General features: G+C 42.5%; 30 protein-coding genes and 1 pseudogene. All 31 read left to right on the top strand.

What is annotated here, in order from left to right; genetic code table 11:
* Positions 1–16: 16 nt before the first annotated feature.
* The 31 genes and pseudogenes from rpsQ (at position 17) to salA (ending at position 18,344) form a co-directional block, all read left to right on the top strand.
* A complete protein-coding gene (rpsQ, locus tag PUN35_RS14105) occupies positions 17–280 on the top strand; it encodes a 30S ribosomal protein S17 (protein WP_003225804.1) in 264 nt (87 codons plus the stop codon).
* 40 nt (positions 281–320) lie between these two features.
* Positions 321–689, top strand: coding sequence for a 50S ribosomal protein L14 (gene rplN / locus PUN35_RS14100; RefSeq protein ID WP_003225805.1), 369 nt, complete (start codon positions 321–323; stop codon positions 687–689).
* A 36-nt stretch (positions 690–725) separates the two neighbouring features.
* Positions 726–1,037 (top strand): 50S ribosomal protein L24, encoded by a 312-nt coding sequence (rplX, locus tag PUN35_RS14095; protein ID WP_003156486.1) that lies wholly within the window; start codon positions 726–728, stop codon positions 1,035–1,037.
* A 26-nt stretch (positions 1,038–1,063) separates the two neighbouring features.
* Positions 1,064–1,603, top strand: a complete 540-nt coding sequence (gene rplE / locus PUN35_RS14090; RefSeq protein ID WP_003225809.1) for a 50S ribosomal protein L5 — start codon at positions 1,064–1,066, stop codon at positions 1,601–1,603.
* A 22-nt stretch (positions 1,604–1,625) separates the two neighbouring features.
* Entirely contained in the window at positions 1,626–1,811 is a 186-nt protein-coding gene (gene rpsN / locus PUN35_RS14085) for a 30S ribosomal protein S14 (RefSeq protein ID WP_003156488.1), read from the top strand.
* 31 nt (positions 1,812–1,842) lie between these two features.
* Entirely contained in the window at positions 1,843–2,241 is a 399-nt protein-coding gene (gene rpsH, locus PUN35_RS14080; protein ID WP_003241998.1) for a 30S ribosomal protein S8, read from the top strand.
* A 29-nt stretch (positions 2,242–2,270) separates the two neighbouring features.
* The gene (rplF, locus tag PUN35_RS14075; RefSeq protein ID WP_004399690.1) at positions 2,271–2,810 is read left to right on the top strand and encodes a 50S ribosomal protein L6; all 540 of its coding nucleotides are present in this window, start codon (positions 2,271–2,273) and stop codon (positions 2,808–2,810) included.
* Between the two features lie 32 nt (positions 2,811–2,842).
* Positions 2,843–3,205, top strand: coding sequence for a 50S ribosomal protein L18 (rplR, locus tag PUN35_RS14070; protein ID WP_003225816.1), 363 nt, complete (start codon positions 2,843–2,845; stop codon positions 3,203–3,205).
* A gap of 24 nt (positions 3,206–3,229) precedes the next feature.
* Entirely contained in the window at positions 3,230–3,730 is a 501-nt protein-coding gene (gene rpsE / locus PUN35_RS14065) for a 30S ribosomal protein S5 (protein ID WP_003328273.1), read from the top strand.
* Between the two features lie 13 nt (positions 3,731–3,743).
* Positions 3,744–3,923: a 50S ribosomal protein L30 gene (gene rpmD, locus PUN35_RS14060; RefSeq protein ID WP_003156497.1), complete on the top strand. Its 180-nt coding sequence runs from the start codon at positions 3,744–3,746 to the stop codon at positions 3,921–3,923.
* Between the two features lie 30 nt (positions 3,924–3,953).
* Positions 3,954–4,394 carry a 50S ribosomal protein L15 gene (rplO, locus tag PUN35_RS14055; protein ID WP_003225819.1) on the top strand — a complete coding sequence of 147 codons (441 nt, stop codon included), beginning with the start codon at positions 3,954–3,956 and terminating at the stop codon, positions 4,392–4,394.
* Position 4,395: 1 nt separating this feature from the next.
* Positions 4,396–5,691: a preprotein translocase subunit SecY gene (gene secY / locus PUN35_RS14050; protein ID WP_004399662.1), complete on the top strand. Its 1,296-nt coding sequence runs from the start codon at positions 4,396–4,398 to the stop codon at positions 5,689–5,691.
* 54 nt (positions 5,692–5,745) lie between these two features.
* Positions 5,746–6,399, top strand: coding sequence for an adenylate kinase (locus PUN35_RS14045; RefSeq protein ID WP_003241987.1), 654 nt, complete (start codon positions 5,746–5,748; stop codon positions 6,397–6,399).
* Complete coding sequence (map, locus tag PUN35_RS14040; RefSeq protein WP_003225828.1) at positions 6,396–7,142, top strand: type I methionyl aminopeptidase; 747 nt, start codon at positions 6,396–6,398, stop codon at positions 7,140–7,142. The genes PUN35_RS14045 and map overlap by 4 nt, the downstream gene beginning before the upstream one ends.
* A gap of 65 nt (positions 7,143–7,207) precedes the next feature.
* A pseudogene (locus PUN35_RS14035) lies at positions 7,208–7,476 on the top strand (ribosome-binding protein ybzG).
* Positions 7,454–7,672, top strand: coding sequence for a translation initiation factor IF-1 (gene infA / locus PUN35_RS14030; RefSeq protein ID WP_003156508.1), 219 nt, complete (start codon positions 7,454–7,456; stop codon positions 7,670–7,672). The pseudogene PUN35_RS14035 and the gene infA overlap by 23 nt, the downstream one beginning before the upstream one ends.
* Positions 7,673–7,705: 33 nt before the next feature.
* Positions 7,706–7,819, top strand: a complete 114-nt coding sequence (gene rpmJ, locus PUN35_RS14025; RefSeq protein ID WP_003156543.1) for a 50S ribosomal protein L36 — start codon at positions 7,706–7,708, stop codon at positions 7,817–7,819.
* A 22-nt stretch (positions 7,820–7,841) separates the two neighbouring features.
* Entirely contained in the window at positions 7,842–8,207 is a 366-nt protein-coding gene (gene rpsM, locus PUN35_RS14020) for a 30S ribosomal protein S13 (protein ID WP_003235095.1), read from the top strand.
* A gap of 20 nt (positions 8,208–8,227) precedes the next feature.
* Complete coding sequence (rpsK, locus tag PUN35_RS14015; RefSeq protein WP_009966385.1) at positions 8,228–8,623, top strand: 30S ribosomal protein S11; 396 nt, start codon at positions 8,228–8,230, stop codon at positions 8,621–8,623.
* A 176-nt stretch (positions 8,624–8,799) separates the two neighbouring features.
* A complete protein-coding gene (locus PUN35_RS14010; protein ID WP_003225835.1) occupies positions 8,800–9,744 on the top strand; it encodes a DNA-directed RNA polymerase subunit alpha in 945 nt (314 codons plus the stop codon).
* 77 nt (positions 9,745–9,821) lie between these two features.
* Positions 9,822–10,184, top strand: a complete 363-nt coding sequence (gene rplQ / locus PUN35_RS14005) for a 50S ribosomal protein L17 (protein ID WP_003225836.1) — start codon at positions 9,822–9,824, stop codon at positions 10,182–10,184.
* A gap of 129 nt (positions 10,185–10,313) precedes the next feature.
* Positions 10,314–11,159, top strand: a complete 846-nt coding sequence (locus tag PUN35_RS14000) for an energy-coupling factor ABC transporter ATP-binding protein (protein WP_014478629.1) — start codon at positions 10,314–10,316, stop codon at positions 11,157–11,159.
* A complete protein-coding gene (locus tag PUN35_RS13995; RefSeq protein WP_031600082.1) occupies positions 11,135–12,004 on the top strand; it encodes an energy-coupling factor ABC transporter ATP-binding protein in 870 nt (289 codons plus the stop codon). The genes PUN35_RS14000 and PUN35_RS13995 overlap by 25 nt, the downstream gene beginning before the upstream one ends.
* Complete coding sequence (locus PUN35_RS13990) at positions 12,001–12,798, top strand: energy-coupling factor transporter transmembrane component T family protein (protein ID WP_004399656.1); 798 nt, start codon at positions 12,001–12,003, stop codon at positions 12,796–12,798. Before PUN35_RS13995 ends, PUN35_RS13990 begins: the two co-directional genes overlap by 4 nt.
* A gap of 9 nt (positions 12,799–12,807) precedes the next feature.
* The gene (gene truA, locus PUN35_RS13985) at positions 12,808–13,551 is read left to right on the top strand and encodes a tRNA pseudouridine(38-40) synthase TruA (protein ID WP_004399657.1); all 744 of its coding nucleotides are present in this window, start codon (positions 12,808–12,810) and stop codon (positions 13,549–13,551) included.
* Between the two features lie 161 nt (positions 13,552–13,712).
* Positions 13,713–14,150, top strand: a complete 438-nt coding sequence (gene rplM / locus PUN35_RS13980; RefSeq protein ID WP_003241966.1) for a 50S ribosomal protein L13 — start codon at positions 13,713–13,715, stop codon at positions 14,148–14,150.
* A gap of 20 nt (positions 14,151–14,170) precedes the next feature.
* Positions 14,171–14,563 (top strand): 30S ribosomal protein S9, encoded by a 393-nt coding sequence (rpsI, locus tag PUN35_RS13975; protein WP_004399691.1) that lies wholly within the window; start codon positions 14,171–14,173, stop codon positions 14,561–14,563.
* Positions 14,564–15,020: 457 nt separating this feature from the next.
* On the top strand, positions 15,021–15,788 hold the full coding sequence (locus PUN35_RS13970; protein WP_014478632.1) for a class I SAM-dependent methyltransferase: 768 nt from the start codon (positions 15,021–15,023) through the stop codon (positions 15,786–15,788).
* A gap of 185 nt (positions 15,789–15,973) precedes the next feature.
* Entirely contained in the window at positions 15,974–16,417 is a 444-nt protein-coding gene (locus tag PUN35_RS13965; protein ID WP_003235118.1) for a YbaK family protein, read from the top strand.
* Between the two features lie 59 nt (positions 16,418–16,476).
* A complete protein-coding gene (gene cwlD, locus PUN35_RS13960) occupies positions 16,477–17,190 on the top strand; it encodes an N-acetylmuramoyl-L-alanine amidase CwlD (RefSeq protein WP_004399672.1) in 714 nt (237 codons plus the stop codon).
* A gap of 95 nt (positions 17,191–17,285) precedes the next feature.
* Complete coding sequence (gene salA / locus PUN35_RS13955) at positions 17,286–18,344, top strand: iron-sulfur carrier protein/transcriptional regulator SalA (RefSeq protein WP_003235124.1); 1,059 nt, start codon at positions 17,286–17,288, stop codon at positions 18,342–18,344.
* Positions 18,345–18,372 lie beyond the last annotated feature (28 nt).

Below are 18,372 nucleotides of genomic sequence, written 5' to 3'. Positions count from 1 at the left end.
AGGGGAGGTCGTGAGCATGAGCGAACGTAACCAACGCAAAGTTTACCAAGGCCGTGTTGTTTCTGACAAAATGGATAAAACCATTACTGTTGTTGTTGAGACATACAAAAAACATACACTTTACGGTAAACGCGTAAAATACTCAAAAAAATTCAAAGCACATGATGAAAATAATCAAGCTAAAATCGGTGACATCGTTAAGATCATGGAAACTCGTCCATTGTCTGCAACTAAGCGTTTCCGTCTAGTTGAAGTTGTCGAAGAAGCTGTTATTATCTAATAAAGTTCGGAATTCTTTTTCCGAAGGGAGGTAACAAATAATGATTCAACAAGAGACTCGTTTAAAAGTAGCTGACAACTCTGGCGCACGTGAAGTACTTACTATTAAAGTTCTTGGTGGTTCTGGACGTAAAACAGCTAACATTGGTGATGTAATTGTTTGCACGGTTAAACAAGCAACACCAGGAGGCGTTGTCAAAAAAGGTGAAGTCGTAAAAGCTGTTATCGTTCGCACTAAAAGCGGAGCGCGCAGAAGTGACGGTTCATACATCAGCTTCGATGAGAATGCATGTGTTATCATCCGTGACGACAAGAGCCCACGCGGAACTCGTATCTTCGGACCAGTTGCTCGTGAATTGCGTGAAAACAACTTTATGAAAATTGTTTCTCTAGCTCCAGAAGTTATCTAATGAAATAAATGCCTTACTCAAGGAGGTGCGATCAGGATGCATGTAAAAAAAGGCGATAAAGTTATGGTTATCTCTGGTAAAGATAAAGGCAAACAAGGAACAATCCTTGCTGCTTTCCCTAAAAAGGACCGCGTTTTAGTTGAAGGTGTTAACATGGTAAAGAAACACTCTAAACCAACTCAAGCTAACCCTCAAGGCGGTATTTCTAATCAAGAGGCGCCAATTCATGTATCAAACGTTATGCCGCTCGATCCTAAAACAGGTGAAGTGACTCGCGTAGGATACAAAGTGGAAGATGGCAAAAAAGTTCGTGTAGCAAAAAAATCTGGGCAAGTTCTAGATAAATAGTATTAAAAGGAAGGGAGGTCTATCTCATGAACCGCCTTAAAGAAAAGTACAATAAAGAAATTGCACCTGCTTTAATGACTAAGTTCAACTATGATTCAGTCATGCAAGTGCCTAAAATCGAAAAAATCGTAATCAACATGGGTGTTGGTGACGCTGTTCAAAACGCCAAAGCAATCGACAGTGCTGTTGAAGAATTAACGTTTATCGCAGGTCAAAAACCTGTCGTTACTCGTGCGAAGAAATCAATTGCTGGATTCCGTCTTCGTGAGGGAATGCCTATCGGTGCGAAAGTAACTCTTCGCGGAGAGCGCATGTATGATTTCCTTGATAAACTTATTTCTGTATCTTTACCGCGTGTACGTGACTTCCGCGGGGTTTCTAAAAAATCTTTCGACGGTCGCGGTAACTACACACTTGGTATCAAAGAACAGTTAATCTTCCCTGAAATTGACTACGATAAAGTAACAAAGGTTCGCGGAATGGACATCGTTATCGTAACAACTGCTAATACTGACGAAGAAGCTCGTGAGCTATTAACTCAAGTAGGTATGCCGTTCCAGAAATAATCAATGAAAGGGAGGCGAAATCGTGGCTAAAAAGTCTATGATTGCGAAACAACAACGTACACCAAAGTTTAAAGTACAAGAGTACACACGCTGTGAACGCTGCGGACGTCCGCATTCAGTCATTCGTAAATTTAAACTTTGCCGTATTTGTTTCCGTGAGCTTGCATATAAAGGACAAATTCCTGGCGTGAAAAAAGCCAGCTGGTAATCCCCAAGAAAGGGAAGGAGGTAATTATATAATGGTTATGACAGATCCAATTGCAGATATGCTAACTCGTATTCGCAATGCAAACATGGTACGTCATGAGAAGCTTGAAATTCCTGCTTCTAAATTGAAAAGAGAAATTGCTGAAATTTTAAAGCGTGAAGGTTTCATTCGTGACGTTGAGTTCGTAGAAGACAGCAAACAAGGTATTATCCGCGTTTTCTTGAAATACGGACAAAACAACGAGCGCGTTATCACTGGTCTTAAAAGAATCAGCAAGCCTGGTTTGCGTGTTTATGCTAAATCTAATGAAGTACCTCGCGTACTTAACGGTCTTGGAATCGCGATTATTTCTACATCACAAGGTGTTTTAACGGACAAAGAAGCCCGTGCAAAACAAGCTGGTGGAGAAGTTCTAGCATACGTTTGGTAAGAAGTTTAACATGAATGGAGGTGTTTGGTATGTCTCGTGTAGGTAAGAAGCTACTTGAGATTCCTTCTGATGTTACAGTAACGTTAAATGATAACAACACTGTAGCTGTGAAAGGACCAAAAGGAGAATTAACTCGTACGTTTCACCCTGATATGGAGATTAAAGTAGAGGACAATGTGCTTACAGTCGCTCGTCCTTCTGATCAAAAAGAGCACCGTGCCCTGCATGGTACGACTCGCAGTCTGCTTGGCAACATGGTTGAAGGTGTATCTAAAGGATTTGAAAGAGGTTTGGAATTAGTCGGTGTCGGTTACCGTGCTTCTAAATCCGGAAATAAACTTGTTTTAAACGTTGGATACTCTCATCCTGTTGAGATCGTTCCTGAAGAAGGCATCGAAATCGAAGTTCCTTCTCAAACAAAAGTAGTTGTAAAAGGTACAGACAAAGAACGCGTAGGAGCTATTGCTGCTAACATCCGCGCTGTACGTTCTCCAGAGCCTTACAAAGGTAAAGGAATCCGCTACGAAGGTGAAGTTGTTCGCCGTAAAGAAGGTAAATCTGCTAAGTAAGATCGCTTAAAGTGAAGAAAGGAGTGACCTAGATGATTACGAAAACTAGCAAAAATGCTGCTCGTCTTAAAAGACACGCTCGTGTTCGCGCTAAACTTTCCGGTACTGCTGAAAGACCGCGCCTGAACGTTTTCCGTTCTAACAAGCACATTTACGCTCAAATCATCGATGATGTAAATGGTGTAACACTTGCTAGTGCATCTACTCTCGATAAAGACTTGAACGTTGAAAGCACTGGAGATACTTCTGCTGCTACTAAAGTTGGAGAATTAGTTGCAAAACGCGCTGCTGAAAAAGGCATTTCTGACGTAGTATTTGACCGTGGCGGATACTTATACCATGGACGTGTAAAAGCTTTGGCTGATGCCGCTCGTGAAGCTGGACTTAAATTTTAATAAAAGAAGGAGGGACACATGATTATGCGTCGTATTGACCCAAGCAAATTAGAGTTAGAAGAACGCTTAGTTACGGTTAACCGCGTAGCGAAAGTTGTTAAAGGTGGTCGTCGTTTCCGCTTCGCAGCTCTAGTCGTTGTCGGTGACAAAAACGGACACGTAGGATTCGGTACTGGTAAAGCACAAGAAGTACCAGAAGCGATCCGCAAAGCTGTTGAAGATGCGAAAAAGAATTTGATTGAAGTACCAATGGTTGGAACTACAATTCCACACGAAATCATCGGACGTTTCGGTGCAGGTAACATCTTGTTAAAACCTGCTTCTGAAGGTACTGGAGTTATCGCTGGAGGCCCTGTACGTGCGGTACTTGAGCTAGCTGGTGTAGCTGATATCCTTTCTAAGTCTTTAGGTTCTAACACACCGATCAACATGATTCGTGCAACACTTCAAGGTTTAAGTGAACTTAAACGTGCTGAAGACGTTGCGAAGCTTCGTGGAAAATCTGTAGAAGAACTGTTAGGATAAGGAGGGAACATTAATGGCTAAATTAGAAATTACCCTCAAACGAAGTGTAATCGGTCGCCCGGAAGACCAACGCGTTACTGTAAGAACACTTGGTTTAAAGAAAACAAACCAAACTGTTGTTCATGAAGACAACGCTGCGATCCGTGGTATGATTAATAAAGTATCTCATTTAGTTTCTGTTAAAGAACAATAAAAATATTTGATCGGATAAGGAGGTGTCCTAATGAAACTTCATGAATTAAAACCTTCAGAAGGTTCACGCAAAACGCGTAATCGCGTAGGTCGTGGTATTGGTTCTGGCAACGGTAAAACAGCTGGTAAAGGTCACAAAGGTCAAAACGCTCGTTCTGGCGGCGGTGTACGCCCTGGATTCGAGGGGGGACAAATGCCTTTATTCCAACGTCTTCCTAAACGCGGTTTCACTAACATCAACCGCAAGGAATACGCTGTAGTCAACCTAGACAAATTGAACGGTTTTGCAGAAGGAACGGAAGTCACTCCTGAACTTCTTCTAGAGACTGGTGTTATTAGCAAACTTAATGCAGGAGTAAAGATTCTTGGCAACGGTAAATTAGAGAAAAAATTAACTGTAAAAGCCAATAAATTCTCTGCTTCTGCGAAAGAAGCTGTTGAAGCTGCTGGCGGTACAGCTGAGGTGATCTAACTTGTTTAAAACAATCTCCAACTTTATGCGTGTGAGTGATATCAGGAATAAAATCATATTCACTTTACTCATGCTTATCGTCTTTCGCATAGGTGCGTTTATTCCTGTGCCTTACGTTAACGCTGAAGCGTTACAGGCGCAGTCTCAAATGGGTGTTTTTGATCTCCTTAATACATTTGGCGGCGGTGCGCTTTACCAATTTTCCATTTTCGCAATGGGAATTACTCCTTATATCACGGCTTCGATCATCATTCAGCTGCTTCAGATGGATGTTGTACCGAAGTTTACCGAGTGGTCTAAGCAAGGTGAAGTTGGCCGCCGTAAATTAGCTCAGTTCACAAGGTACTTTACGATTGTGCTTGGTTTCATCCAAGCGTTAGGTATGTCATATGGATTCAACAATCTGGCAAACGGTATGCTGATCGAAAAATCCGGTGTATCGACATATCTTATCATTGCTTTAGTACTCACTGGCGGAACTGCCTTTTTAATGTGGCTTGGGGAACAAATTACTTCTCATGGAGTAGGCAACGGAATATCGATCATTATCTTCGCGGGGATTGTGTCTAGTATTCCAAAAACAATTGGGCAAATATATGAGACTCAATTTGTCGGCAGCAACGATCAGTTGTTTATTCATATTGTGAAAGTCGCACTTCTTGTGATTGCGATTTTAGCAGTTATTGTTGGAGTTATTTTCATTCAGCAAGCCGTACGGAAAATTGCGATTCAATATGCTAAAGGCACAGGTCGTTCACCTGCTGGCGGGGGTCAGTCTACACACCTTCCATTGAAAGTGAATCCTGCAGGGGTTATTCCGGTAATCTTTGCGGTTGCGTTTTTGATAACGCCGCGGACGATCGCGTCATTCTTTGGAACAAACGATGTGACAAAGTGGATTCAAAACAACTTTGATAATACGCATCCGGTGGGTATGGCGATATATGTTGCGTTGATTATTGCCTTTACGTACTTTTATGCTTTTGTACAGGTAAACCCTGAACAAATGGCTGATAACCTTAAAAAACAGGGTGGCTATATCCCGGGGGTTCGTCCAGGGAAAATGACTCAAGATAGAATTACGAGCATTTTGTATCGACTTACGTTTGTGGGTTCTATATTCTTAGCCGTGATTTCCATTCTTCCTATCTTTTTCATTCAATTCGCTGGATTGCCTCAAAGTGCACAAATTGGCGGAACATCTTTGTTAATTGTTGTCGGGGTAGCCTTGGAGACAATGAAACAACTAGAAAGCCAGTTGGTGAAACGAAACTACCGTGGATTTATGAAAAACTAGAGGAAATGGATTTATCCATTCCCTCTTAATAAAGAGAGGACGGGGGAAATCCGAATGAACTTAGTCTTAATGGGGCTTCCTGGTGCCGGTAAAGGCACACAGGGCGAACGAATTGTTGAGGATTATGGGATTCCTCATATCTCAACAGGAGATATGTTCCGTGCTGCTATGAAAGAAGAAACACCACTCGGACTTGAAGCAAAATCTTATATTGATAAGGGAGAGCTCGTACCTGACGAAGTCACAATCGGAATTGTAAAAGAGAGACTTGGCAAAGATGATTGTGAAAGAGGTTTTCTTCTGGACGGATTTCCGCGAACAGTCGCTCAAGCCGAAGCTCTTGAAGAAATTCTTGAGGAATACGGCAAGCCGATTGATTATGTCATTAACATTGAAGTCGACAAAGACGCTCTCATGGAACGTCTGACTGGACGCAGAATTTGCAGTGTTTGCGGCACAACCTATCATTTAGTCTTTAATCCGCCGAAAACGCCGGGTATTTGTGATAAAGACGGAGGCGAACTCTATCAACGGGCAGATGATAATGAGGAAACCGTCTCTAAACGGCTTGAGGTAAACATGAAGCAAACTCAGCCTTTACTTGATTTCTATTCAGAGAAAGGTTATCTTGCAAACGTGAATGGCCAACAGGACATTCAAGACGTTTATGCAGATGTGAAGGATCTTCTTGGAGGATTAAAAAAATGATTATCTGTAAAACCCCACGTGAACTTGGTATCATGCGGGAAGCAGGGCGAATCGTGGCTTTAACTCATGAAGAGTTAAAAAAGCACATTAAACCAGGAATCTCGACAAAAGAATTGGATCAAATTGCCGAACGTTTTATTAAGAAGCAGGGTGCAATCCCATCTTTTAAGGGGTATAATGGGTTTCGCGGGAGCATTTGCGTATCAGTTAATGAAGAACTCGTTCACGGCATACCTGGCAGCAGGGTGCTGAAGGACGGTGACATCATCAGTATTGATATCGGTGCTAAATTAAATGGTTATCATGGTGACTCTGCATGGACATATCCGGTAGGAAACATCAGCGATGATGACAAAAAACTTCTGGAAGTGACAGAGGAGTCTTTATATAAAGGCTTGCAGGAAGCAAAACCAGGTGAACGTTTGTCGAATATTTCCCACGCAATACAAACGTATGTCGAAAATGAGCAGTTTTCAGTTGTTAGGGAGTATGTCGGACATGGTGTTGGTCAAGACTTGCATGAGGACCCGCAAATTCCTCATTACGGTCCGCCCAACAAAGGACCACGGCTTAAACCTGGCATGGTTCTCGCTATTGAACCTATGGTGAACGCTGGCAGCCGCTACGTGAAAACATTGGCTGATAACTGGACGGTTGTAACGGTAGATGGGAAAAAGTGTGCTCATTTTGAACATACGATTGCGATTACGGAAACGGGTTTTGATATACTGACGAGAGTCTAGATGATGAAAATAATTCCGAAGACAGATGTTTTTCAAGCTTGATAGGGCAGAAAGCTTGGGTGAACATTGGCAAGACTGAATTCATCTTGCTGCTTGTCGTTGGAATTTTAACCATCATCAATGTACTAACAGCAGACGGAGAAAAGCGTACATTTCATTCTCCTAAGAAAAAGAATATCAATCATTTAACCCTTTATGATTGCGTATCTCCGGAAGTTCAGAACAGTATAAACGAAACAGGGCGTGTGACAAACTTCTTTTGAAATTTGTCAGAAAGCAAGTTACTGATTTGAAGAAGGGAGAACACTTGAATGGCGAAAGACGATGTAATTGAAGTGGAAGGTACTATAGTCGAAACACTGCCAAACGCGATGTTCAAAGTTGAACTTGAAAATGGCCACACTGTTTTGGCTCATGTATCTGGTAAAATCCGCATGCACTTCATTCGCATTTTACCTGGAGACAAAGTTACGGTAGAATTATCTCCATATGACTTAACTCGTGGCAGGATTACGTACCGTTACAAATAAAGCACTCCGGAAACTGAAGGAGGTTGGAAACACATGAAAGTGAGACCATCAGTTAAACCAATCTGCGAAAAATGTAAAGTTATTCGCAGAAAAGGAAAAGTAATGGTGATCTGTGAAAATCCAAAGCATAAACAAAAACAAGGATAATTTATAAGGAGGTGCCCAGAGAATGGCTCGTATTGCTGGTGTAGATATCCCACGTGACAAACGTGTTGTTATTTCTTTAACATACATCTTCGGAATTGGCCGCACAACGGCTCAGCAAGTTTTAAAAGAAGCTGGAGTTTCAGAAGATACTCGTGTGCGCGATCTTACTGAAGAAGAACTTGGTAAAATCCGTGATATTATTGACAAACTGAAAGTAGAAGGTGACCTTCGCCGTGAAGTTTCTCTTAATATCAAACGTCTGATCGAAATCGGAAGCTACCGCGGAATCCGTCATCGCAGAGGATTACCTGTTCGCGGACAAAACTCTAAAAACAACGCGCGTACTCGTAAAGGTCCGCGTCGTACTGTAGCTAACAAGAAAAAATAAGTAAGGGAGGTTCTTAAACAATGGCTGCTGCTCGTAAATCTAACACGCGTAAACGTCGCGTGAAAAAGAATATTGAGTCTGGAATTGCTCATATTCGTTCAACTTTCAATAACACGATCGTTACGATCACTGACACTCATGGTAATGCTATTTCTTGGTCTAGTGCCGGAGCTTTAGGATTCAGAGGTTCTCGTAAATCTACTCCTTTTGCTGCGCAAATGGCTGCAGAAACAGCTGCTAAAGGTTCAATCGAACATGGTCTTAAAACTCTAGAGGTTACTGTTAAAGGACCTGGTTCAGGCCGTGAAGCTGCAATCCGTGCACTTCAAGCTGCTGGACTAGAAGTCACTGCTATCAGAGACGTAACTCCTGTTCCTCATAACGGATGCCGTCCACCAAAACGTCGCCGCGTGTAATTTGTTTGTATAGATTTTGTGTCCCTGTCAATAATGGGTTATGATACAGTTATTTATGAAACGAATGCACCGACTCGTTGCCTGAGCACATACGGGACTAAACAATGGGGAATTTCGGATGGAATCTCATATGATTCTATTCGAGGTTTCGACGTTTTGAAGGAGGGTTTTAAGTAATGATCGAGATTGAAAAACCAAAAATCGAAACGGTTGAAATCAGCGACGATGCCAAATTTGGTAAGTTTGTCGTAGAGCCACTTGAGCGTGGATATGGTACAACTCTGGGTAACTCCTTACGTCGTATCCTCTTATCCTCACTCCCTGGTGCCGCTGTAACATCAATCCAGATAGATGGTGTACTGCACGAATTCTCGACAATTGAAGGCGTTGTGGAAGATGTTACAACGATTATCTTACACATTAAAAAGCTTGCATTGAAAATCTACTCTGATGAAGAGAAGACGCTAGAAATTGATGTACAGGGTGAAGGAACTGTAACGGCAGCTGATATTACACACGATAGTGATGTAGAGATCTTAAATCCTGATCTTCATATCGCGACTCTTGGTGAGAATGCGAGTTTCCGAGTTCGCCTTACTGCTCAAAGAGGACGTGGGTATACGCCTGCTGACGCAAACAAGAGAGACGATCAGCCAATCGGCGTGATTCCGATCGATTCTATCTATACGCCAGTTTCTCGTGTATCTTATCAGGTAGAGAACACTCGTGTAGGCCAAGTTGCAAACTATGATAAACTTACACTTGATGTTTGGACTGATGGAAGCACTGGACCGAAAGAAGCAATTGCGCTTGGTTCAAAGATTTTAACTGAACACCTTAATATATTCGTTGGTTTAACTGACGAAGCTCAACATGCTGAAATCATGGTTGAAAAAGAAGAAGATCAAAAAGAGAAAGTTCTTGAAATGACAATTGAAGAATTGGATCTTTCTGTTCGTTCTTACAACTGCTTAAAGCGTGCGGGTATTAACACGGTTCAAGAGCTTGCGAACAAGACGGAAGAAGATATGATGAAAGTTCGAAATCTAGGACGCAAATCACTTGAAGAAGTGAAAGCGAAACTAGAAGAACTTGGACTCGGACTTCGCAAAGACGATTGACTAGTTTCCCTTGTGAACTAGGATTTTCGTGTGTTTATTATTCAGAAACAGCATTCCAATAAAGGAGGGGACATCACATGTCATACAGAAAACTAGGACGTACGAGTGCACAGCGTAAAGCTATGCTTCGTGATCTTACAACTGATTTGATCATCAACGAAAGAATCGAAACAACTGAAACACGTGCGAAAGAACTTCGCTCTGTAGTTGAAAAAATGATCACGCTTGGCAAACGCGGTGATCTTCACGCTCGTCGTCAAGCTGCTGCATACATCCGCAACGAGGTTGCAAACGAAGAAAATAACCAAGATGCACTTCAAAAATTATTCTCTGACATTGCAACTCGTTACGAGGAGCGCCAAGGCGGATACACACGTATTATGAAGCTTGGTCCTCGCCGTGGTGACGGAGCACCAATGGCAATTATCGAATTGGTTTAATCACATATTTTTGTGTATCTAAAGAAGGGCGGGACAGTTTCTAACTGGATCTATGCCCTTTTTTTAGATACTGCAACTTTTAATATAGAGAGAAAAGCAGAGCATTAGCTGAGAGGAGGCCGGTTTTCCATGAATCAAAATCAGTTGATATCGGTAGAGGATATCGTATTTCGATATCGGAAGGACGCAGAAAGACGAGCACTAGACGGCGTCTCCCTGCAGGTGTATGAGGGTGAATGGCTTGCAATCGTAGGTCATAACGGTTCAGGGAAATCAACACTGGCCCGGGCATTGAATGGTTTAATTCTTCCTGAATCAGGCGACATTGAGGTTGCCGGGATTCAATTGACAGAGGAATCTGTTTGGGAAGTGCGTAAGAAGATAGGTATGGTCTTTCAAAATCCGGATAACCAATTTGTCGGAACGACTGTTCGCGATGATGTGGCTTTTGGTTTAGAAAACAATGGTGTACCGCGGGAAGAAATGATTGAGAGAGTAGACTGGGCAGTAAAACAGGTTAATATGCAAGATTTTCTCGATCAAGAGCCGCACCATCTCTCCGGAGGCCAAAAGCAGAGAGTTGCGATTGCGGGGGTTATTGCCGCACGTCCTGATATTATTATCTTAGATGAAGCAACATCCATGCTTGATCCGATCGGGCGAGAAGAAGTGCTTGAAACGGTAAGACATTTAAAAGAGCAGGGCATGGCGACTGTCATATCCATTACACATGATCTGGATGAGGCAGCAAAAGCAGACAGGATCATTGTCATGAATGGCGGTAAAAAATATGCTGAAGGGCCGCCTGAAGAGATTTTTAAATTGAATAAAGAACTTGTTCGAATCGGGCTTGATTTACCCTTCTCATTCCAGCTTAGCCAGCTTTTAAGAGAAAATGGACTGGCTTTGGAAGAAAACCATTTGACTCAGGAAGGGCTGGTGAAAGAGCTGTGGACATTACAATCAAAGATGTAGAGCATCGCTATCAGATGAAGACGCCGTTTGAGCGCCTAGCACTGTATGATATCAATGCATCGATTAAAGAAGGAAGCTACGTAGCCGTTATCGGGCATACAGGCTCTGGCAAGTCCACTCTTCTTCAGCACCTAAATGGTCTCCTGAAGCCGACGAAGGGACAGATATCACTAGGCAGCACTGTCATTCAGGCAGGGAAAAAGAATAAAGATCTGAAAAAACTTCGTAAAAAAGTCGGAATCGTTTTCCAATTTCCTGAGCATCAATTATTCGAAGAAACAGTTCTTAAAGATATTTCATTCGGACCGATGAACTTTGGTGTTAAAAAAGAAGATGCGGAACAAAAAGCGAGAGAGATGCTGCAGCTTGTAGGTTTATCAGAAGAGCTTTTGGACAGGTCACCCTTTGAATTAAGCGGGGGACAAATGCGCAGAGTTGCAATTGCCGGCGTACTTGCAATGGACCCTGAAGTGCTTGTTCTGGATGAACCGACTGCAGGATTGGACCCAAGAGGGCGAAAAGAGATTATGGACATGTTTTATGAGCTTCATCAACGCGGGAACCTGACGACGATCCTTGTGACACACAGCATGGAGGATGCAGCTGCATACGCTGATGAAATGATTGTTATGCATAAAGGAACGATACAAGCATCAGGCAGTCCGCGTGATCTGTTTTTAAAGGGTGAAGAGATGGCCGGCTGGGGGCTGGATCTTCCTGAAACAATAAAATTCCAAAGACACCTTGAAGCTGTACTGGGTGTGAGATTTAATGAGCCTATGCTCACAATCGAAGATGCCGCTGCTGAAATCCGTGCTCTTTTTCAGGGGGAGAAGACTTTATGATGGACAGCATGATTATCGGCAAGTATGTACCGGGGACTTCACTTGTTCACCGGCTTGACCCCAGAACAAAACTGATCACGATCTTTTTATTTGTCTGCATTGTATTCTTAGCCAATAATGTTCAGACATACGCGTTGCTTGGTTTATTTACAATTGGCGTCGTTTCTTTAACAAGAGTTCCTTTCTCTTTTTTAATGAAAGGGCTGAAGCCAATCATCTGGATTGTCCTTTTTACGTTCCTTCTTCACATCCTTATGACACATGAAGGACCGATTATCTTTCAAATAGGTTTTTTCAAAGTCTATGAGGGCGGTCTGGTTCAGGGGATATTCATTTCTCTTAGATTCGTCTATTTGATTTTAATCACAACTTTATTAACGCTTACGACCACACCGATTGAGATTACCGATGGAATGGAGCAGCTGCTGAACCCATTGAAAAAATTAAAGCTTCCTGTTCATGAGCTGGCTCTTATGATGTCAATTTCTTTACGGTTTATTCCGACACTGATGGAGGAGACAGATAAGATCATGAAGGCTCAGATGGCGCGAGGCGTTGATTTTACAAGCGGGCCTGTCAAAGAAAGAGTGAAGGCTATTGTCCCGCTTCTTGTCCCGCTCTTCGTCAGCGCATTTAAACGCGCCGAAGAGCTTGCGGTGGCAATGGAAGCAAGAGGCTATCAAGGCGGAGAAGGACGTACGAAATATAGAAAGCTTGTATGGACAGGAAAAGACACTTCTGTCATTGTCAGCTTAATTGTATTAGCTGCTTTGTTATTTTTCTTAAGGGCTTAGAGGTGCTGTATGAGACTGAAATGCACGATTTCTTATGACGGACATTTGTTTAACGGTTATCAGGTTCAGCCGGGCAAAAGAACGGTTCAGGATGAACTGGAGAAGGCTTTGGCTGTCCTGCATAAGTCAAAAGACAGAATTCCGGTCGTTTCGTCTGGAAGAACAGACAGCGGGGTTCACGCAGCCGGACAGGTGATTCATTTTGACACTCCACTGTCTATCCCGGCTGAGAGATGGCCATATGCCTTAAATGCACTGCTTCCGGACGATATCGCAGTCAAACAGGCAGAAATTGCGGATGATGGGTTCCATGCACGATTTAGCGCAGTCAAAAAAGAATATCGCTACTTTGTATACACGGAGAAACACCCGGACGTATTTAAACGGCATTACGCTTACCATTTTTCATATCGCCTTAATGTGCAGGACATGAGAGAAGCGGCAAAGCATCTTATAGGGACACATGATTTTACGAGCTTTTGCGCGGCTAAAACAGAAGTGCAGGACAAGGTAAGAACGATATACGAACTTGATTGGACTGAGACGGCTGACGGCCTGCAAATGCGGATCACAGGCAGCGGTTTCTTATATAATATGGTCAGAATTATTGCGGGTACTTTGCTTGATGCAGGTATTGGAAAAATTTCTCCCGATGAGGTGAAATCCATGCTGGAAGCGAAGGATCGCGAAGCGGCAGGGCGCACAGCGCCGGGGCACGGGCTATATTTATGGAACGTTTACTATGACAACTAAACCAGGTGTATAATATTTTCTTGACAGAGTCTGCATAAAGTTATAAGATATCATATGGTATGTATTTCAACCCCACGATAAGCCCCGGAACTTATTGTGTTGTGAAATAGAACGTAATCGAAGTTTATTGAAAATGACAGATCATTTAGGAGGGAAATTCAATGCGTACAACACCTATGGCTAACGCAAGTACTATTGAACGCAAGTGGTTAGTTGTTGATGCTGCTGGCAAGACTTTAGGTCGTCTTTCTTCAGAAGTTGCAGCTATCCTTCGCGGAAAACACAAACCAACTTACACACCACACGTTGATACTGGAGATCATGTGATCATCATCAACGCTGAAAAAATCGAGTTAACTGGTAAAAAGTTAACTGACAAAATCTACTACCGTCACACTCAACATCCAGGCGGATTAAAATCAAGAACTGCTCTTGAAATGCGTACAAACTACCCTGAGAAAATGCTTGAGCTTGCTATCAAAGGCATGCTTCCAAAAGGTTCTCTAGGTCGTCAAATGTTCAAAAAATTGAACGTATACCGTGGTTCTGAGCATCCACACGAAGCACAAAAACCTGAAGTTTACGAACTTCGCGGTTAATTAAAAAGGAGGTTACCAATTTGGCACAGGTTCAATATTACGGTACTGGCCGTCGTAAAAGCTCTGTAGCGCGTGTGCGTTTAGTTCCAGGAGAAGGCCGTATCGTCGTTAATAATCGTGAAATCAGCGAACACATCCCATCTGCAGCTTTAATCGAAGATATCAAACAACCATTAACTTTGACTGAAACAGCTGGCACTTATGATGTTTTAGTAAACGTACATGGAGGCGGCTTATCTGGTCAAGCTGGAGCAATCCGTCACGGTATCGCTCGTGCTTTGCTTGAAGCAGATCCAGAATACCGTACAACTCTTAAACGTGCAGGTCTTCTGACTCGTGACGCTCGTATGAAAGAACGTAAAAAATACGGTCTTAAAGGCGCTCGTCGTGCACCTCAGTTCTCAAAACGTTAATTTTGCGTTTTCAAAAAGCTCTCGACCTTGGGTTGGGAGCTTTTTTCTTTAATAAAACGTGGCAGCCCCGCATAAAAATAACAACTGAATGGACGCTTGACGGGGTTAATTGTTTGTTTATAAACGGTCTCTTTGTAATAATCATGATAGCTTTCATTCTTATTCAATTGGAACTTCGGTCAATGTTTATTATCGTTATGTGATCAGCCCAGCTTCATCTAACCACTGTATCTCATCCGTTAAAGTTCACTGCTGATTCCTAACCCGGAGAAACAATAGCTCTCATTGCTAATGGCTTTATGTAACGAAGTAAAAGTAAATCTGATGATATAAATCACATATCTCCTTTGTGGTTTTTTTGCGTTTTTATGAACTTTTTTCTAAATATGCAAAGGGAAAGCGATATTAATCTAGAAATATTTGTTATACTCTATACATTAAAGTAAGGAGAAGATTCATGAATGCGTTAGTAGCTCATAATAGCAAAGCCTGGGATAAAAAAGTAGAAACAGGCAATGAATGGACTGTTGCTGTTGAGCAGCAGGTGATCGAACAAGCAAAAAAAGGCAATTGGGATATAAGGGTAACACCAATGAAAGATGTACCGAAGGATTGGTTTCCGCCTGTCAAAGGTCTGAAAGTACTCTGTTTAGCATCAGGCGGCGGCCAGCAGGGCCCAGTTTTGGCAGCCGCAGGCGCGGATGTCACCGTACTAGATAACTCAGAAAAACAGCTGAATCAGGATAAAATGATTGCTGAGCGAGATGGTCTCACAATACACACTGTCAAAGGAAGCATGGACGATTTAAGTGTATTTAATGATGAATCATTTGATGTCATTGTACATCCTGTTGCCAATGTTTTTGTTGAGAATGTCCTCCCGGTATGGAAGGAAGCGCACCGTGTGTTGAAAAGGAACGGCGTTCTAATCTCGGGTTTTGTCAATCCTGTTGTATTTCTGTTTGATACAGAATTAGAACAGCAAGGTGTTTTAAAAGTAAAACACTCCATTCCATACGCTGACCCAGAAGATCTTCCGAAACATAAAGTGAAAAAACTGATCGAAAATAATGAGGCTTTGGAATTCGGCCATTCCTTAGAAGACCAAATCAAAGGCCAAATTGATGCCGGTTTTATCGTTACTGGTTTTTATGAAGATAAAGGCGGGTTTGTATTAGACCAATATATCCATACATATTCTGCAACAAGAAGCGTGAAAGTATGAAAAGCAGCGACCTGTTAGAGGGGCTGCTTTTTTCATAACTAATTATAGAACGTTTGTTCCAGACCCTGCAGAAAGGTGATTTTTTATCAATTTTACACCTTCATTTGGGCGAATTTCCAACCGAATTCGGGCATTGTTTCATCATCCAAACCTCAAAATAATCGATAAAAGGAGAGTGAATTTATATGGCAGAAGTACTGTCTTTTATGGATGTGAAACGCCAAAAGGATTTTGAATTAGAAAAGAACTTGCTCAAAGAACTCTCTCTGAGACAAATTATCCAGTCTGTTAAGGATTGTTTAGAACCATTATTTCCATTTTTACATGATGAACGAGATATTATTACCGAAGGCTGTATTGATTTTGCTATAGAAGCCTATTTGTTAGGCGGGCGTTTTGGGATATTCGGCTATTACGGAGAATCCATGCAGAGTATCAGTGCCCGCTCTGCAAGAGAAGAAGAAGAGCTACGTATGGAGTTTTTTGATTATCTCTATAATTGGATACACGAGCAATACGCAACATTTGATAAAAACACGGTTTATGAAGCGGCACGCAAGTTCATTAAAGATTGGTGGACAGCAGGGTTTGTTCAAAGAGAAAAACAGTGTAAGCTTCGCATGCGGTAATCATATTTCCCGGCCCTGTCCCATAGTTATGTAATAACGGACAAGCGGGAGGGGAAGGGATGAGGAAAAAGCTTAAATGGCTCAGTTTTTTGCTAGGCTTCATCATATTACTATTTCTGTTCAAGTATCAGTTCAGCAATAACGACTCTTGGAAGCCGTGGAGCCTGCCCTTGAGCGGTAAAATCATTTATCTAGATCCAGGTCATGGCGGGCCTGACGGCGGAGCAGTCGGCGGAAAGCTGTTAGAGAAGGATGTTACCCTGGAAGTGGCCTTTAGAGTCAGGGATTATCTTCAAGAACAAGGAGCGCTTGTTATCATGACCAGAGAAAGTGATACTGATCTCGCTCCAGAAGGAACAAAAGGCTATAGCCGACGAAAAGCTGAGGATCTAAGACAACGAGTCAAATTAATAAACCATTCAGAGGCGGAGCTCTATATCAGCATTCATCTTAATGCGATTCCGTCACAAAAATGGAGCGGCGCCCAAAGCTTTTATTACGGGAAATATGCGGAAAATGAGAAAGTCGCAAAATACATTCAGGATGAGCTGAGAAGAAATCTGGAAAACACAACCCGGAAAGCAAAGCGGATTCATGGTATCTACTTAATGCAAAACGTCACCAAACCGGGGGCGCTTATAGAAGTCGGGTTTTTATCCAATCCAAGTGAAGCAACGTTGCTCGGTAAACCGAAATATCAAGACAAGGTGGCATCTTCCATATATAAAGGCATTTTGCGATATTTCACAGAAAAAGGAGACCCTCCGGAGTAATGGAGGGTTTTCTTGTGGTTCTAAGCATAAGACACCCGCCATTTATGTATGATATAATAATAATTGTAAACGAATACACAAAAGGGTGAGGTTCGATGATAAGAGAAGATGAAGTAAGAAAACTAGTCGGAGAAATGCGCGAACCTTTTCTTCAAAGACCTCTGGGAGAATTGGATGCCGTTAAGGAAATTAAAATAAAGCCTGAAAAACGGCATATCAGTGTAAAAGTCGCTCTTGCAAAAACAGGAACTGCAGAACAAATGCAGATTCAGCAAGAGATCGTAAACGTATTAAAAGGGGCAGGAGCTGAGACAGTCGGCCTTCGATTTGAAGAGCTGCCTGAAGAAACGGTTGCTAAATTCCGGGCGCCGTCAGCTGAGAAAAAAACATTATTAAATATGGATAACCCGCCAGTCTTTCTTGCCGTAGCAAGTGGAAAAGGCGGCGTAGGCAAGTCAACTGTGTCCGTAAACCTAGCTATTTCTCTGGCTCGTCTAGGGAAAAAGGTTGGTTTAATTGATGCGGATATTTATGGGTTCAGTGTGCCGGACATGATGGGTATCACTGTGCGTCCAACGATTGAAGGAGAGAAACTTCTTCCTGTTGAACGCTTTGGAGTAAAGGTCATGTCAATGGGCTTTTTCGTAGAAGAAAATGCTCCGGTCGTATGGAGAGGACCGATGCTCGGCAAAATGCTGAATAACTTTTTCCATGAAGTAGAGTGGGGAGAAGTAGACTATATCGTTCTTGATCTTCCGCCTGGTACAGGGGATGTTGCTCTCGATGTACATACAATGCTTCCGAGCTGCAAAGAAATCATCGTATCTACGCCGCATCCGACAGCTGCTTTTGTCGCGGCCAGAGCGGGCTCTATGGCGATTAAAACCGATCATGAGGTCGTGGGGGTCATAGAGAACATGGCTTATTATGAAAGTGCAAAGACAGGGGAAAGAGAATATGTCTTTGGAAAAGGCGGAGGAGATAAACTGGCTGAGGAACTAAATGTGCCTTTGCTCGGCAGAATCCCATTGAAACAGCCAGATTGGGATAAGGACCAATTTGCTCCGTCTGTTTACGACGAGAATCATCCAATCGGAGAAATATATCAGGACATCGCAAAAAAAATAGATGCAAAAATGTCTGTGCAGGTATAAAAGGTGAACCGGGATTCCAGATCCCGGC

Source organism: Bacillus sp. N3378-2at, from assembly GCF_033412715.1.
Classification (GTDB): domain Bacteria; phylum Bacillota; class Bacilli; order Bacillales; family Bacillaceae; genus Bacillus; species Bacillus subtilis.
Note: the sequence above shows the minus strand (reverse complement) of the source record. Positions and strands in the feature narration are given on the sequence as shown.